The sequence below is a fragment of the Ohtaekwangia kribbensis genome (assembly GCF_042676245.1).
In the GTDB taxonomy this organism is placed as follows: domain Bacteria; phylum Bacteroidota; class Bacteroidia; order Cytophagales; family Cyclobacteriaceae; genus Ohtaekwangia; species Ohtaekwangia kribbensis.
Genome location: NZ_JBHTKA010000015.1, coordinates 197,514 through 214,093 on the forward strand (window position 1 = coordinate 197,514; position 16,580 = coordinate 214,093).

Consider the following 16,580-nt stretch of genomic DNA (forward strand, 5'->3'; position numbering starts at 1 on the left):
ATTAATTTAATTATTTTTGTCGGTCTATAGTTGAAATATGCGTTTTTTACGCCAAATATTACTTTGTGTTTTACTGACCCAAGTCGGGCTAGCCTTTGCACAGGTGCCTGTTACTTTGCCAGACTCTGAGGAGATGGACGAAGACGGTGCGCCTATAACCATTCCTGTACTGTCTAATGATATAGACTTGTTAAGTCTGGATCCGGCAACGCTGGATCTTGATCAGTCAACAGATGGTGTTCAATCTTCTATTATTATATCGGGCTGCACGTTGTTAGCGGATGCTTCAGGAGTAGTAACGTTTACACCTGCAGCCAATTTCAATGGCACGATAACAAATTCCTATACGGTTAAAAATAGTCTTGGTATATCTTCTTTACCAACGCTTATTACAATTACAGTTAATGCAGTAAACGATGCACCCGTAGCTGCCAATGATCTGGCCAGCACCAGTGAAGATACTCCGGTATCGTTTAATATAGTAACGAACGATACGGATGATGAATCGATCAACGCCGCCACGGTTGATCTGGATCCTTCAACGAGTGGAAGACAGAGCTCTAATAACATTCCAAATATAGGAGTGTTTACAGTTGATAATGCGGGTGTCGTTACATTTACCCCCTTTGCTGATTACAACGGCTCAGCGTCTGCCCAGTACGTTGTGAATGATAACAACGGAGTAACTTCCAACGAAGCTACTATTACCGTAACGATCACTTCGGTTAACGATCTACCCGTAGCGAATAACGATGGTGCAGGTGTTACCACACCAGAGGACACTCCTGTATCGCTGAATATTATTAACAACGACACCGATGCAGAAGGACCGGTTGTGCCCTCAACCGTTGACCTGAACACAGCGACAACGGATATTGATGCAAGTCATACGAACACAGCTGGTTCCTGGGTAGTAAATACTTCAACCGGAGTTGTTACTTACACACCTGCTTCTGACTACAACGGTACGGCTACACTGACCTATACCGTGCAGGATAACAGCGGAGCTACATCGAATCAGGCCACAATATCAATTACGGTTACGCCTGCCAACGATCTTCCGGTAGCGGGCAACGATAGCGGATTAACAACACCTGAAGAGACTGCACTCGTTATTACTATTTTGTCGAATGATTCTGATCCGGATGGGACTATAGCCGCCAACACGGTAGATCTTGATCCTACCACTCCGGCCATCGATAACACCTATATAAAAGCTGACGGGAACGGAACTTGGAATGTGAATGCATCCGGAGTAGTTACCTATACTCCGAAAGCGGATTTCAACGGACCGGTTTCACTTACCTATACCGTTCAGGATAATAGCGGAGGTACTTCCAATGTGGCAACTATATCTGTGAACGTTACAGCTGCAAACGATGCCCCGGTTGCCAATGGAGACAATGCCACTACCAATGAAGAGACAGCCGTATCATTCAGTGTAACAACCAATGATACCGATATAGACGGCACCATCGCTGCCAATACAGTAGACCTGGATGTAAACACCACAGGTATTCAAAATGCATTTACCACGCCTTCAGTAGGAGCGTGGACGGTGAGTACAACTGGCGTTGTTACGTTTACTCCGGCGCTTAATTTTCAAGGTTCTGCCACACTGCCGTATACAGTAAATGATAACGGAGGCGCTACTTCCAACCAGGCAACTATATCGGTTACCGTAGTGGATGTAAACGATGCTCCAACTGCAGGCAACGATGCCGCAACTACAAATGAAGACACGCCTGTTACTATAACCGTGTTGACAAATGATACCGATGGTGATGGCACCATTGCAGCGAACACGGTTGACCTGAACACAACGTCAGGTGGTATACAGACATCGTATAGTGATGATGATGGCGGCTATACCGTAAGTACATCCGGCATCGTGAGTTTTACACCGGCCTCTAATTTCAACGGCTCCACCACGCATACCTATACCGTTAACGACAATGACGGGGCTACGTCCAATGTCGCTACAATTACCATTACGGTGAATGCAGTAAACGATGCGCCAGTAGCCGTGAATGATGCTGCCACCACTGCAGAAGAAACTTTAGTAACGATAAGTGTTCTGGACAACGATACAGATGCGGACGGAAAAGCAACGATCAATGCTACTTCTGTAGATTTAAACACAGCAACGCCCGGTATACAGAATGCGAACAACGTTTCAGGCGTTGGCGCCTGGACTGTTAATACTTCCGGTGTCGTTTCGTTTACACCCGCCACAAACTATAACGGTACGGCTACACTACAATACCAGGTTAACGACAACAGCGGCGCTACTTCCAATGCTGCTACGATAACCGTTACGGTAAATCCTGCAAACGATGCTCCCGTAGCGGTGAATGACGTAGTGACGACCAATGAAGATACACCCGTAACCAAGAACGTAGTAACCAACGATACCGATGCTGATGGCAACGGTACAATAGCCGTAGGCACGGTTGATCTGGATCCGGCAACTGCCGGCATTCAAACCTCGGCATCCGTAAGTGGAGGAGGAGGGACCATAACCGTAAATGCTTCCGGAGTGATAACGTATACCCCTACCGTTAACTTTTATGGAACAGCTACAGCAAGCTATACTGTGAACGATAATACCGGTGCTACTTCCAATATAGGTACGATCACCATTACAGTAAATCCGTTGAACGATGCACCAATCGCCAACAACGATCTGACCAATGCAGACGAGAATGAAACGGTTACATTTAATGTAGTAGCCAACGATATTGATATTGACGGAACCGTTAACCCGGCAACCGTTGATTTGAATGTAGCACAAGCAGGTATTCAGAATTCAGCTACAGGCACAGGCGGAACGTTTAGCGTGAATGCTACCGGTGAAGTAACGTATACACCTACGCTAAACTATAACGGAACGGCCATGATACAGTATCGTGTCAATGATAACACCGGTACGGCGTCCAACACCGCTACGTTTAGCATCCTGGTTAATTCTGTGAATAGTTTGCCGGTAGCCGTAAATGATGCGATCACGATTAACGAAGATGCTACAGCAACGCTCTCACTGGTAGGGAACGACAGCGATCCGGATGGAACCATCAACGCTGCCACAGTAGATTTGAATACATCATTAGCGGGCATTCAGAATTCATATACCGTTGCATCGCAGGGTGTCTTTTCAGTGAATGGTTCTGGTGTGCTTACCTTCGATCCGGTTGATAATTTTAATGGAACAGCTTCTATTACCTATACCGTTAATGATAACGTAGGAGCAACGTCCAATCATGCTACGATCACAATAACCGTTAATGCTGTGAACGATGCTCCGGTCGCAAACAACGATGTGGCTAATGCTTCAGACGGTGTGGCCGTACAGATCAACGTGGTTGCCAATGACACCGATATAGATGGTACTATAAATGTCGCCACCGTAGATCTGGATGTAGCAGCATCCGGAATTCAGACGACCAAAACAGTTTCCGGTCAGGGCACATGGACGGTGAATACCTCCGGTACCGTAACGTTTACCTCGGTTGCCAACTTTAACAATACAGCTACACTGCAGTATCGCGTAAACGACAACGGAGGGGCTACCTCCAATTCAGGAACAATCTCTGTAACGGTAACGGCAATCAATGATCCTCCGGTAGCAAACAACGATGCCGGTACAGCAACCGAAGACAACGTTTTGAATATAAATGTCATTGCCAATGATACTGATCCGGATGGAAGTATCAACGGATCAACGATCGATCTCAACCCATCATCACCGGGTATACAAAATACCATTACCAATGCGAGCGGTACATTTGCAGCCAGTGTAGCATCGCCCGGTATTGTAATATATACTCCGGCATCGAACTTTACCGGCACAGCTACAGCAACCTATACGGTGAACGACAACGGTGGACTTACTTCCAACAGCGCTACCATTACGATCACCGTAACAGCTTCCAACGATGCACCGGTAGCAGTGAACGATGCCGTAACAACAACAGAAGATACTGCCGTTAAATTTGACGTAACGGCAAATGATACGGATACAGACGGAACCATTGACGGAGCTACTGTCGATCTGAACACAGCGCTGGCCGGTATACAAAACACCAACACTGTAACAGGCGGTACATTTACAGCAAGTGCTACAGGCGAAGTTACCTTTACACCAACTGCGAATTACTACGGGACCGCCGTTGTAAGTTATCGCGTGAACGATGACGCAGGTGCTACCTCGGGAGCTGCCACTATCACCGTAACGATACAAGCCGTTAACGATGACCCGGTGTTTGATGAGATAACACCTAACCCTCAGCGCGTACTACGCAATGGCGCACAGAAGACGATAACCATAACAGGTATCTCTGCAGGACCGGGTGAGACAGAACAGTTATTACTCACGGCTACGTCCGGCAATACAACGGTTATACCGGACCCGGTTGTTACTTATAACGGAACAGGAGCAACCGCTACCTTAAAATATCAACCGGCTGCGAACCAGTCAGGTTCAGCCGAGATCACGGTAAAATTACTTGATCCCGGATTCAAAGAGTTTACCCGAACCTTTACGATTGATGTAGTCGAGGTGAAATTTACTTCCCAGCCGGTAACTGTAGCGGTTGAGGCAGAATTATACCAGTATAATATTACCATTACCGATGTAGTGGATAATCTCACCATTGCTGCCGTGCAGAAACCCTCGTGGGCAACACTCACAATTCCGCCTACCGGAAAGAATGTTGCCGTTCTGAAAGGAACGCCACCTTCAGGTGCACCGGTAAGCAGTGTGGTAAGATTGCAGATCAAAGATGGTACAACCGTGTTGGATGAACAGCAGTTCACGCTCATCGTGAATCGCAGGCCGGTAGCAAGTTCCTATAACCTGGCTATAAATGAAGATATAGCGACACCGCTGGTATCGCAAGACATCGCCAATTCCTATAGCGATCCGGATGGAAATCCGATTGCTGGTATACAGATCACGGGACTTCCCAGGCACGGAAATTTAGTGTTGAACAACGCAACACTGACCCAGGATGCTACAATCCCTTTCGCTTCGGTTTCCAATATTATATATCAGCCTGCACAGGATTATACAGGCCACGACACCATTTACTGGAAAGCAAGCGATGGATTCAGCTATAGCAAGGTCAGTGCATCCATTAATTATACTATAGCCCCTGTAGACGATCCGCCTGTGATTACATTTCTGGAAACTGATTCGCTGGATTATGATTTGGGAAGTGAAGATGCCCAGATCCTCACCGCTTTGTTCGAAGCTAACGATGTAGACTCCGACAGTCTTACCCGTGCTGAAATACGATTCCGCCCGGATGATTTTGAGCCGGAGCACGATCGCCTGCTCTTTACATCGACACCAACCATTACCGGTATATACAATGAAGCAACCGGTGAGTTGCTGCTGACCGGTAAAACGACTATACAGGAATATGTACAAGCCATTCGCACGATACAGTATAATTATATAGACCTGGAAGATATCAACCTGGGAACCAAACGTGTTACCATAGCACTGAGCGATGGTGAAAGTCTGAGCACACCACGCGATCGCTACATCGAACTCATATATACCTTTGAAGGTATCGATATTCCAAACGCATTTACACCCAATGGCGACCACGCCAATGATGTATGGCGTATATCGGCATCCAAAGGTGTGGATCAGTATAACGAAGCCGAGATCAAAATATATAGTAAACGCGGCCAGCTGCTATACCAGAGCGTTGGTTTTGATAAAGCCTGGGATGGCATGTACAACGGTGAAATATTACCAGCCGATACATATTACTATACAATCGATCTGAAGTATAACAAGATTATGTATAAAGGTATAGTTACGATTTTACGATAGCGCGTACCCGATGATGAGACTCTTTACGATAGCATTTATTTTATTGCCTGCCATACCAGCGTTTTGCCAGTATATACCCAACAGCGGTCAGGCGTTTCAGTTTGCGTCAGCCTATAATGCAGCGTTCACAGGGGTGGATGAGTTTGCCGATCTTCGCATCGGTTACCGGTACCAGATGGCCGGCTATGGAACCAACGCTCCCAAGTTTGCAAATATAGTCTTCAACTACAGGCTTAGACAGCCGGCAGATCTGGTTACCAATTCGCTTCGTCCTTCGAAAGGAAATGCATTGGCTTCGGCAGTGCCTGCCAAGAAGCGGATCATTCATGGTATAGGAGCCAATCTATTCAGTGAGAAAGTCGGGTTGATCGATCGCCTCGGAGGAGGAGTATCATACGCGTTTCATTATCCGCTGACACGAAAGCTCAGACTTTCAGCAGGATTCACGGCATTTATCGAGAATACACAGCTGGATGTAAACGGTATATATCTCGGGGAGAATCCCGACCAGGATCCGTTCTACGATCATCTTATGCAGGGAAGTTCAAAACATTCCGAGTTCAGTCTGCGCGGAGGTGTATTGTTGTATAGCAGGAATTTCTATTTTGGCGTGTCATATTTTCCGATCGCGACATCGGTTATTTCAAACTCGGATGCAAACTTCTCTGATCCGTTTTATCAGGGATCTGTTCAAACCGGTTTCGTACTTCCGGTCAATGCCGACCTGGTGCTCAAACCGAGCGTACTCGCCATCGTCCAAACAGACAATCATGTTTTGCTTGACTATAGCGTAAAAGGCTACCTGAAGAACCGTGCATGGTTCGGACTTACCTACCGTGATATTAAAGCCGGTGTTGTATTATTGGGTTTTGATTTTACAAAGACATTGTCCGTTGGTTACTCATACGAAATGTCCATGGGAGATTTCGGAAAGTTCAATGATGGAAGTCACGACCTGGTGCTGGCGTTACGATTAAACAACTTTAAAGGTCTGCGGTCATACACATGGTAAAGTATTGTATTTTTTTGCTCGGTATCTTTTCATGTATACCAGGAGTTGCACAGAGTCTTGAATTTGGCGAAGCAAGCAAGCTGTCGTCCGGTATAAATGCCGAGAGCGAAGATCTCATGCCGTTGCTGTCGCCTGACGGATCAACACTATATTTCACGCGCGTGTTGTCATCACTCAACACCGGTGGACAATATGCAGGATCGGATGCGTGGTACAGCCGATACGATGCTGCCACAGGCTCATGGAGTAAAGCCGATAACAAACTGAAGATAAACAGTAACAACACCGAAGCCGTGATCGGCATTAATGCCAAAGGTGATGTACTTTATCTGCTGAGTACTTCAGCAACCAAAAAGACACAGGGAATTTTCTTCGCCCGAAAGCAAGGTGCTACCTGGAGTAAGCCCGAGCTTATACCGATGCAGGGGTTAGACTCGCAGCAGTTCCTTGGCATATTTGTTTCACCCGATGCGGATGTAATTTTTATTTCTATGCGCGGTGAAGACAGTATAGGTGAAGAGGATTTGTATGTTAGTGTGAAGAACAATAAAGGCGAATGGTCGACACCGAAAAACCTCGGACCTACCATTAACACTTCCGGTTTTGAAATTTCTCCGTATCTCTCACAAGACAAGAAGCAACTATATTTCTCAAGCAATGGCCATGGTGGTTTGGGCGATGCCGACATCTTTGTTTCAGATCGTTTATTTGATTCGTGGGAAGCCTGGTCTGTTCCGAAAAACGTTGAGAAGATTAACTCTAAAAATTTTGATGGATACTTTTCATTCTATGGCGACAGTGTTGCTTATTTTGTGAGCAACCGAAGTGGTTCATCCGCTGATATTTATAGCGTTAAACGCATAAAGCCTGTTCGCGAAGTAGTAACCGATTCACGCAAGTATCTGAGTCGCGCAGAAGTACAAACATTGGGCGGTGCAGTAACAACGGTATATAATTTTACGTTGGCGTCATCAACACTCTCTGAGAAACAAAATCAACAACTCATGCAGTTAGCCCAAACCTTTGCACCAAAAAGCGACATTAAACTTCACTTGATCGCTCATAAATCCAAAGAATCGACATCGCTTGAAATTTATCAGAAAAGATTGTTTACAATACTTGATCAATTGAAGCGGGGAGGCATCGCGGGAGCAAGAATTACATTCGGTATCGATCAGAATGCTGCGACATCGATTTCGGAAGAAGGGCAGGTAGATATTCTTTTCTACAGATAACACAATATGAGATTAACCGTATTAATTTTAGTATTTTTGATCTAACCACGTACAGATGGATTTTTATCTTATTTTAAGAACTCTTCAGCGCAGACTTTGGGTGTTAATTGTGTTTCCTCTCATTGCCGTTGCCTGTGCTGTTTTTTTTGTGCTGCGGATGGATAAGATTTATAGTTCCTATGCACATCTTGCTACTGGCTTTACGGCTGACGATGCGGTAAGACTAAATGATCAATCATCTAATTCTTTTGAAGTCAATACACGCTTTACGAACGTAATTGAGTCCATGCACTCCATGCCGGTGCTGAGTCTGGTTTCGTATAAGCTCATGCTTCATGATCTTGAAAATGAGACACCTTTCAGAAAGATTGAAGATAACAAAGCGCTTGACTTTCCGCTTACCGAATCATTTCTGACCAAAGCGAAAGAAGCATTCAAGAGTCAGGCTGCCGAAGCTAAACCAATCAACACTTCCGATCCGTTTGGCTATCAGCTCTACGAACTTTTAAAAGCGTATGGCTACGATTATGAGTCGTTGTCCGAAGACTTTAACATCAAGCGTTTAACAACGTCTGATTTTATCTCGGTAGATTTCAGTTCCGAGAATCCATTTCTTTCAGCGATGGCCGTGAATACACTCTGTCAGGAATTTATACGCTACAACAAAGTATTGAAAGGTGATCGCTCATCGGAGTCTATCGACTTTCTCGAAACTCTTGTACGCGATAAGAAGCGTGTGCTCGATGAGAAAGAAGCTTTGCTGAATGATTTCAAAGTAAACAACAACGTGTTCAACTACGGTGCGGAAAGCGAAAGCAAGATCGCACAGATAACTGAATACGAGATGAACAAAGAACGCGAAGAGAAAAACATCAACGCATTGAGACTTTCACTCGCACAGCTCAACGAGAAAATACAAAGTGGTGCAGGTCTTAATCAACAGGAAGTTATACAGATCAATCAACGCATTATCGATCTGCGCAGACGCATCACAGACATTACCAACACTGGAACCGAGGCCGAGAAAGCAACGCTTGGTCGTTTGAGAGATGAACTGCAGCTTGAAGCCAGTCGCCTGGATCTTCTTAATCAGGCAAAAGAACAGGATCAACTGGTTGATCTGACGAAAGAGCGGGATAAAGTAAAACTGGACCTGGAGATAGCACAATCAAATCTCGCATCCGCAGATCTCGCACTCCGCAGATTGAAATATGATGTATCAGGTTTTGCTACCAAAGAAGCCAAGATATCAGAACTGCAACGCGATGTACAGGTTGCTTCTGATGAATACCTGGATGCACAGGATAAATTAAACTCATCACGCAACAAGGCACTCGGAGTAGGCAGCTCATTGCGTCAGATACTCGAAGCACAACCAAGCCTTGAACCCGAACCATCAAAAGGTATACTGATCGTGGCACTGGCTGGTATAGGTTCATTTGTAATTTGTATTGTGGTGTTGTTGCTCATTGAGTTTGCAGACATGAGTATTCGCATACCGATACGCCTGGAGCGCCTCACCGGACTTTCTACCATCGGTTCACTGAACCAGATCAAGATAAAAGGATTTGATCTTCGTAAGACGTTTGCTGCGAAAGCAACCGATCGCGAGTCTACTACATTTGTACACTTCCTGCGGAAGCTTCGCTATGAAATTCAGAAGTCTGACAAGAAGGTATTCCTGGTATCCAGTACACAGCCGTATGTAGGTAAATCGTTTATTATCATTTGCCTCTCGTATACACTGAGCCTGGTAAACAAAAAGATACTGATCATTGATACCAACTTCAAACGCAACTCGCTTACGAAGTTGTTGTTGCCTGCACCGGACAATCGTAAACTGTTGAAGCGTGGTGTAGATGAAAAAGCATTGTTGCTCAACGGAAAGAATGGTGAAGCACAGGAAACCAACGGTACGACAAGTGAACCAGCCGGAGAAGACAATCACAACATTATTTATAAAACAGAATTCAAAGGTGTTGATATCATCGGAAATATAGGGGGCACGGATTCACCTTCGGAGATATTGGCGGGTCGTGACTTTAAAGAAATGATTGCCAACCTGTCGGAGCAGTATGACTATATATTTCTCGAAGGTCCTTCGATCAACGAGTATTCAGACTCCAAGGAACTGATCGACTATGTAGATAAAGTTATCGCTGTATTTGATGCCAATACAAACCTCAATCCACTCGATAGAGAATCCATCACATATCTGAAGTCAATCAAAGAGAAATACCTGGGCTCTGTTTTGAATAAAGTACAACTTAAAGATCTCTCGGTTTAGTATCGCTGGTAAATTACTATGGGCAAAAACTCGTATTGGCTTAAATCTGGTTTTTACTCCATGGGTTACAGGCTGGCTGTGCTGATCTTTGGATTCGGGAGTTTCTACTTTCTGATCCGGTATTTCACCAAAGCCGAGTTTGGCGCATGGGCACTCTTCATCAGTATCACCACCATCATTGAGATGTCGCGGAATGGCTTGATCCAGAACGCGGTGATCAAACTCATTCACAACAGTCATCCCGATGAAGTAGGAAAGATCGTTCTCTCTTCTTTCATCATTAACATTGTATACTCGGCACTCATCTACGGAGTGCTGGCAGGTTTCTCCGGTGTCATCAGCGATATGTTTCACATCGCAGATATAGGGCCGATGTTCGTGTACTACGGTATAACGATACTGCTGCTGATTCCTTTCTCGCAGTTCAACTATATACAGCAATCAAAGTTCAGCTTCAGCGGAATTTTCTGGAGTACCGTGTTTCGCCAGGGAAGTTTCTTTCTCGCGGTGCTAACCATCTGCATGCTGAATATAAAAATAACATTGATCGACCTTGTGTTGATACAGTCAGGCTGTACGTTTTTAGGATTGATCTGCGCGTACTTCTCAGCGCGAAAGTATATACAGATTACATTTGAATGGGACGGTACCATCATTAAGAAAGTATTGAGCTTTGGTAAGTATGTAATGGGTACCAACATCAGTTCGCTGGTGTTTAAAACGGTGGATCAATTCTCGGTAGGATATTTTCTGAATACAAACATTGTGGCGCTCTATAACTCTGCCATACGGGTTTCCAACCTCATCGAATATCCGAGCACGTCCGTTGCCGAAGTAGTATATCCGCAGAGTGCTTTTCGTACGAGCAGCGAAGGCGACCATGCCGCGAAAACACTTTATGAAAAATCGGTGGGCCTTACGCTGGCGCTTACATTGCCGGTAGTTTTAGGCACCGTTATACTCGCAGACTATATCATCTTCATCATTGCCGGCCCTGAGTATCATGAGGCTGCCAATATATTACGCGTCACCATTCTGTATGGAATCTTTACTCCGTTCAGTCGTCAGTTCGGTACGGTAATGGATTCTTCCGGGAGACCCAATCTGAATTTTATACTCAACTTTTCCAGTGTATTTGTAAATATAGCGAGCAACTACTTCTTCATTCAGGAGTATGGTATGCTGGGCGCAGCGTTCGGCACACTGTTCTCCAACATTCTGATGTTTATAGCAGGTAACATCATGCTACGCAGAATATTCAAGATCGAATTGCAGCAGGTATTTTACTACATGTTCTTTTACTATGGCGTTGGGTTCGATTTTCTTCAAAAGAAACTAAAAACGAAATTACAAGGGCGATGATCGAGGGAACAGATATAGTCATGCTGGCGCTGGCGCGATGGGATGGACCTTATGCATCAACAGCGTTCTCATTAGCACAAGAGTTATCCAAGAACAACCGTGTATTCTATATCGACAATCCGTTTACACTGAAGGATGTCGCCACCAATCTTCATAAGCCGCAGATACAGTCACGGCTTACACCGTTGTTTACCGGGCAGCACATTGGCAAGCAGATCTATGCCAATAATCCTAATCTTATTAACCTGCGCACAAAAGCAGTTATACCGATCAACTTTATACCGTACGGAAAATTATATAGCTCGCTCTCCCGTGTAAACAACCACGTGGTTAACCAGGCGCTGCGTTCGGCTATCAAACGGTATAATATATCTCGCTTCATCTTTATCAATTCGTTCAATCCGTTTTACCTGCAGGATGTTACTGAATTTAACCCGGAGTTGACAGTATATCATTGTGTAGATAATATAGCAGAATCAAAATATATAGGGAAGCACGGTAAAGTGCTGGAAGCGGATGCCATGCGTGAATACGATGTAACGATCACCACATCCAAGAAGCTTCATGAAATGGCCCTGCGACATGCGAGCAACGTACACTGTTTGCCAAACGCTGCTGACTTCGGTCATTTCCAAAAAGCGGTGTATGAACCCTTTTTACGTCCCGTTGAACTGAAAGGGCTGGAGTCTAAAAAAATAATTGGCTATATTGGACATGTGGACTTTCGTATTGACTACGAATTGCTCAACACGTTGTCGCGTACGCATGCCGATAAAATTATTCTGATGGTAGGCCCGGAGCATGAAGCCGACAAGGATAAGCTGGAACGGTTTCCCAACGTGATCTCTACCGGAAAGAAACCATTTAGCGATTTGCCGGCATACCTCAAGTATATAGATTGCGCGATTATACCGTTTCTGAGAAATGATCTGACGGCCAGTATATATCCATTAAAACTCAATGAATACCTGGCGGCCGGAAAGCCTATTGTTACAACGGGCTTTTCTCCGGATCTCGAAGACTTCGGTAACACCATACGGGTTGAGAATACCATTGAGGGTTTTGTGAAGGCTGTAGGAGAGGAGATTGCCACCGATGCTGAATCGAAACAGGAGCAGCGTATGGACATGGCCAGTCACAATACCTGGGCTGCACGTGTTGAAAAATTCTGGGAGATTGTAACACCGTTAATAGAAAATAAAAAGGTTTATGGATAACGTGAACGAGACTGACAACGAGAATACCGAGTTCAACATTCCGGTTCACCATCGGATCATGGAATGGCTGTTGATCATCATGAGCATTGCCGTGAATGTTATTTTCTTTTCAATCATTATATTCTAGGCGTGCAGGAGAAGAAAGACTATATCCTGGATTTTACGGCTGATCCTACGCTGAAGGAGCGGAAGGCTACCATAACGCCCCGTCCTTCAAAAGGACTCTTGCAGTCACCGTGGATATATGTATTGCTGCTGATCATGTCAGTAGGCATTGGTTTCTCATTTTCAATTTTCGGGCCGGTCTTTGGGTTCCTGGTGATCGGTATGGCTATCGGTATACCTACCGTGCTATACTCGCTGGTAAATCTGAAATTCGGTATAGTTGTATTGCTGATCATATCGTATTTCCTGCAGGGACTTAACCGCGTGTCATCCGGTGTACCACTCGGTATCGTATTGGATGTGTTTCTCGTGGTGATGCTCATCGGATTACTGATTCGTAAATGGCAGGCAGGTGATTATAATCTCGCGAAAGGACCGATCAGTTATGTAGTATGGGCGTGGATTATTTACAACGTATTGGAGTTCTTCAACCCGGTTGCCAATACACAAGCATGGATATTTGTAATTCGTGGTATAGCGATCCTGATGATATTCTACTTCATCATTCTCTATGCGATCGACAGTATGTCTTTCTTCAAAGTACTGCTGAACATGTGGATCGTGTTGTCACTCATCTGCGGACTATATGGATTGTTCCAGGAGTTTCATGGTCTGTTACCATTTGAGAAAAGCTGGGTGGCAGCTGATGAGTTCCGCTATAAACTGATCTTCAACTGGGGGCGCTATCGCATCTTCTCGTTCCTCAACGACCCTACGGTGTTCGGTGTACTCATGTCATTCTCAGGTTTACTCTGCATTACTTTACTCACAGGTCCTTTCAAATTCTTATACAAAATATTTCTCGGGTTCAGTGCCATGGTTATGTTGCTGGCCATGGTATATGCCGGTACACGTACTGCGTATGCCATGTTACCTGCAGGATTTATATTCTATGCACTGCTTACCTTTCAAACCAGAACGCTGGCCTTTGCAGCCTTTGGATTAGCAGTGGGAGCCGCGATCATCTTTTCGGATATCCGTAGCGTTGGTCCGTTCCTGAGTACCAATAGTCTGGAACGTATCCGTTCGGCCTTCAAGCCGAGTGAAGATCCGTCCTTCCAGGTGCGCGAGCGAAGCCAGGCGTTTATCAAGCCCTACATTCATGCGCACCCGTTCGGTGCCGGGTTAGGAAGTATAGGTATATGGGGACAGCGTTTTAACCCGGGGTCGCCACTTTCCAGTTTTGCTCCTGACAGTGGTTTTGTGCGTGTAGCCGTGGAGTTAGGCTGGGTAGGTCTGTTGCTGTATTGCGCCTTCTTTGCCGTTATATTGATCGTAGGCATACGAAACTATTACCGGATGCGATCACCCGAGCTAAAAGCCTATATGGCAGCCCTGGTGGCCGTTGTATTCAGTATCGTGATCGGTAACTATCCGCAGCAGGTATTGATACAGGTGCCCAACGTGCTGGTCTTCTATGCGATTATGGCCATGATTGTGCGGCTTCGCGAACTTGATAAAGTAACTACTATACAACAGAATAACCCATATGAAAATTTTTAAAACGGTGCTCTTTATTCTTGTGCCATTGATTGCCACCGCGCAGACAGTTGACTATAATAAAATTGTTATCCCGGAGCGCATTACCGCTGTTACGTTCGATGAACGTTTGGTGCAGCTTGCCTGGAAGAACCACCCCTCCAACAAGATTGTGCAACAGAATGTAGAGATCGCCAAGAAGGAAAGAAACTTGGCACGCTGGTCATGGCTGGATAATATATATGCCGTGGGTAACTTGAATGAATTTACCATTGAGCCGAACAGCAACGACCGCTCAACATTTTATCCGCGCTATAACTTTGGTGTGAGATTTAGCCTCGGAACATTCGTAGCTACACCGCTTGAGACAAAAATAGCGAATGATAAAAGCGTCAATGCCGTGCACATGGTGAACCAGCAGAAACTGGTGATCCGCGAAGAAGTACTGGTAAGTCTTGAGAAACTGAAAGAAGCCTATAAGATCATCAAGCTGCGTCAGTTCGTGAAAGAAGAATTTTACCAGATGTATAAAGAAGCAGAAAAGAAATTCCAGACGAACGAAGTAAACCTGGAGCGCCTGCGTGCATCCTTACAAGAATACTATAGCCGCTCGGAAGATCTTATTACAGCGCAGTCTACCTTCAATCAGGAAAAGATAAACCTTGAAGCAATAATCGGTATAAAGCTCGAAGACGTAGAAGGATATTCAGGCTTCCTGGCCAAACTAGACGAAGAATCCAAACAAGATTTTTAATATAGGGAATCGGAGAGGGATAAGGGACAAGGTATGTTTCAATTTTTAAAAAACCTTCCTGCGACATTAACGCGGGTAACTTCGGGTGGTCGGGTAATCAAGGAAATTGACGGGCTTCGATTCCTGGCTATATTTCCGGTAGTGGTTCAGCACCTGAGTGAACGCTTTGAACGCTATACAGCCATACAATTTACTCCCGGAAGTGAGTATCAGTTTACACACTTTGTAACCAACCGCGGATTTATAGGAGTATATATATTCTTTGCCATCAGTGGATTTATACTCGGCCTTCCGTTTGCCGCGCATAGCCTGCACCAGGGCAAGAAGGTGGAATTGAAAAGTTATTTCTGGCGCAGGATTACCCGGCTGGAGCCTCCGTATATTATCGTGATGACCATCTTTGCCGTAGCGGTCGTGCTGATGGGTTTTTATACCTTCCAGGATATTATACCACATTACTTCTCGAGTATATTTTACCTGCATAACATCCTGTACAAAGGCTGGACGTTTATTAACCCGCCTGTGTGGACACTGGAGATTGAAGTACAGTTTTATATTCTGGCACCGTTCCTGGCCATGTTGCTGTTTAAGCCTAAATCTGCTGTACTGCGCAGATCATTGCTGATCGGATTTATAGCCGTTATCATGCTGCTGCAACAGCACTACCAGATTCTGCACCAGTTTACCAAACTTACTATTTTAGGACACCTGCAGTTCTTCCTGCTCGGCTTCATCTTTGCCGATCTGTACCTGAACGAATGGAGAGAAGGTATCCGTAAGCATACCCTCTACAACTACACCGCTATACTCAGCTTCATAGCAATGATTTTAGTATGGAGCTGGAATCAGGAGCTGATCAACCGCATCGGGTTCATAACCTGTCTCTTTGTGCTGTTCTATTCAGTGTTCAGAGCTACGTGGGTAAACCGACTCATTACCTTGCCCTGGATCACCGCGATTGGTGGCATGTGCTATAGTATATACTTGTTGCACTTGCCTTTTATCGAGTTCCTTATCCGGGTAACCAAGAACATCCAGGTAACGAGTTCGTTTACTATTAACTATATCTTCCAGTTTATAATTATTGCACCGATTCTGCTGGCCGTGAGCATAGGTTTTTACCTGCTGGTAGAAAAACCATGCATGTATAAAGACTGGCCGCAGCGCTTGTGGAAGAATATACAGACACGCTTTGCCGTTACGAGCAGAGAAGAGGCTCAGTAA

10 protein-coding genes are annotated in these 16,580 nt (G+C 45.1%); all 10 read left to right on the plus strand.

The window, feature by feature from the left end:
- The first annotated feature begins 37 nt into the window (after positions 1-37).
- The 10 genes from ACFQ21_RS27680 to ACFQ21_RS27725 are packed head-to-tail and all read left to right on the plus strand — an operon-like array spanning position 38 to position 16,580.
- On the plus strand, positions 38-5,845 hold the full coding sequence (locus ACFQ21_RS27680; RefSeq protein WP_377585378.1) for a tandem-95 repeat protein: 5,808 nt from the start codon (positions 38-40) through the stop codon (positions 5,843-5,845).
- A 10-nt stretch (positions 5,846-5,855) separates the two neighbouring features.
- Positions 5,856-6,857, plus strand: coding sequence for a PorP/SprF family type IX secretion system membrane protein (locus tag ACFQ21_RS27685; RefSeq protein WP_377585381.1), 1,002 nt, complete (start codon positions 5,856-5,858; stop codon positions 6,855-6,857).
- The gene (locus ACFQ21_RS27690; RefSeq protein WP_377585383.1) at positions 6,851-8,092 is read left to right on the plus strand and encodes a hypothetical protein; all 1,242 of its coding nucleotides are present in this window, start codon (positions 6,851-6,853) and stop codon (positions 8,090-8,092) included. The genes ACFQ21_RS27685 and ACFQ21_RS27690 overlap by 7 nt, the downstream gene beginning before the upstream one ends.
- A 55-nt stretch (positions 8,093-8,147) precedes the next feature.
- A complete protein-coding gene (locus tag ACFQ21_RS27695; protein ID WP_377585386.1) occupies positions 8,148-10,379 on the plus strand; it encodes an exopolysaccharide transport family protein in 2,232 nt (743 codons plus the stop codon).
- A gap of 18 nt (positions 10,380-10,397) precedes the next feature.
- Positions 10,398-11,741, plus strand: a complete 1,344-nt coding sequence (locus ACFQ21_RS27700; RefSeq protein WP_377585389.1) for a flippase — start codon at positions 10,398-10,400, stop codon at positions 11,739-11,741.
- Positions 11,738-12,958, plus strand: a complete 1,221-nt coding sequence (locus ACFQ21_RS27705; RefSeq protein WP_377585392.1) for a glycosyltransferase — start codon at positions 11,738-11,740, stop codon at positions 12,956-12,958. The genes ACFQ21_RS27700 and ACFQ21_RS27705 overlap by 4 nt, the downstream gene beginning before the upstream one ends.
- Complete coding sequence (locus ACFQ21_RS27710; protein WP_377585395.1) at positions 12,951-13,085, plus strand: hypothetical protein; 135 nt, start codon at positions 12,951-12,953, stop codon at positions 13,083-13,085. Before ACFQ21_RS27705 ends, ACFQ21_RS27710 begins: the two co-directional genes overlap by 8 nt.
- Before the next feature lie 2 nt (positions 13,086-13,087).
- Positions 13,088-14,626 (plus strand): O-antigen ligase family protein, encoded by a 1,539-nt coding sequence (locus ACFQ21_RS27715; RefSeq protein WP_377585397.1) that lies wholly within the window; start codon positions 13,088-13,090, stop codon positions 14,624-14,626.
- A complete protein-coding gene (locus tag ACFQ21_RS27720) occupies positions 14,613-15,356 on the plus strand; it encodes a TolC family protein (protein WP_377585399.1) in 744 nt (247 codons plus the stop codon). The genes ACFQ21_RS27715 and ACFQ21_RS27720 overlap by 14 nt, the downstream gene beginning before the upstream one ends.
- A gap of 33 nt (positions 15,357-15,389) precedes the next feature.
- The gene (locus ACFQ21_RS27725) at positions 15,390-16,580 is read left to right on the plus strand and encodes an acyltransferase family protein (protein ID WP_377585402.1); all 1,191 of its coding nucleotides are present in this window, start codon (positions 15,390-15,392) and stop codon (positions 16,578-16,580) included.

Excerpts from the sequence above, each read along its gene's own strand:
- ACFQ21_RS27720 (WP_377585399.1), top strand. The coding sequence starts at position 14,613 with ATGAAAATTTTTAAAACGGTGCTCTTTATTCTTGTGCCATTGATTGCC.
- ACFQ21_RS27705 (WP_377585392.1), top strand. The coding sequence starts at position 11,738 with ATGATCGAGGGAACAGATATAGTCATGCTGGCGCTGGCGCGATGGGAT.
- ACFQ21_RS27725 (WP_377585402.1), top strand. The coding sequence starts at position 15,390 with ATGTTTCAATTTTTAAAAAACCTTCCTGCGACATTAACGCGGGTAACT.
- ACFQ21_RS27710 (WP_377585395.1), top strand. The coding sequence starts at position 12,951 with ATGGATAACGTGAACGAGACTGACAACGAGAATACCGAGTTCAACATT.
- ACFQ21_RS27695 (WP_377585386.1), top strand. The coding sequence starts at position 8,148 with ATGGATTTTTATCTTATTTTAAGAACTCTTCAGCGCAGACTTTGGGTG.
- ACFQ21_RS27690 (WP_377585383.1), top strand. The coding sequence starts at position 6,851 with ATGGTAAAGTATTGTATTTTTTTGCTCGGTATCTTTTCATGTATACCA.
- ACFQ21_RS27700 (WP_377585389.1), top strand. The coding sequence starts at position 10,398 with ATGGGCAAAAACTCGTATTGGCTTAAATCTGGTTTTTACTCCATGGGT.
- ACFQ21_RS27680 (WP_377585378.1), top strand. The coding sequence starts at position 38 with ATGCGTTTTTTACGCCAAATATTACTTTGTGTTTTACTGACCCAAGTC.
- ACFQ21_RS27685 (WP_377585381.1), top strand. The coding sequence starts at position 5,856 with ATGATGAGACTCTTTACGATAGCATTTATTTTATTGCCTGCCATACCA.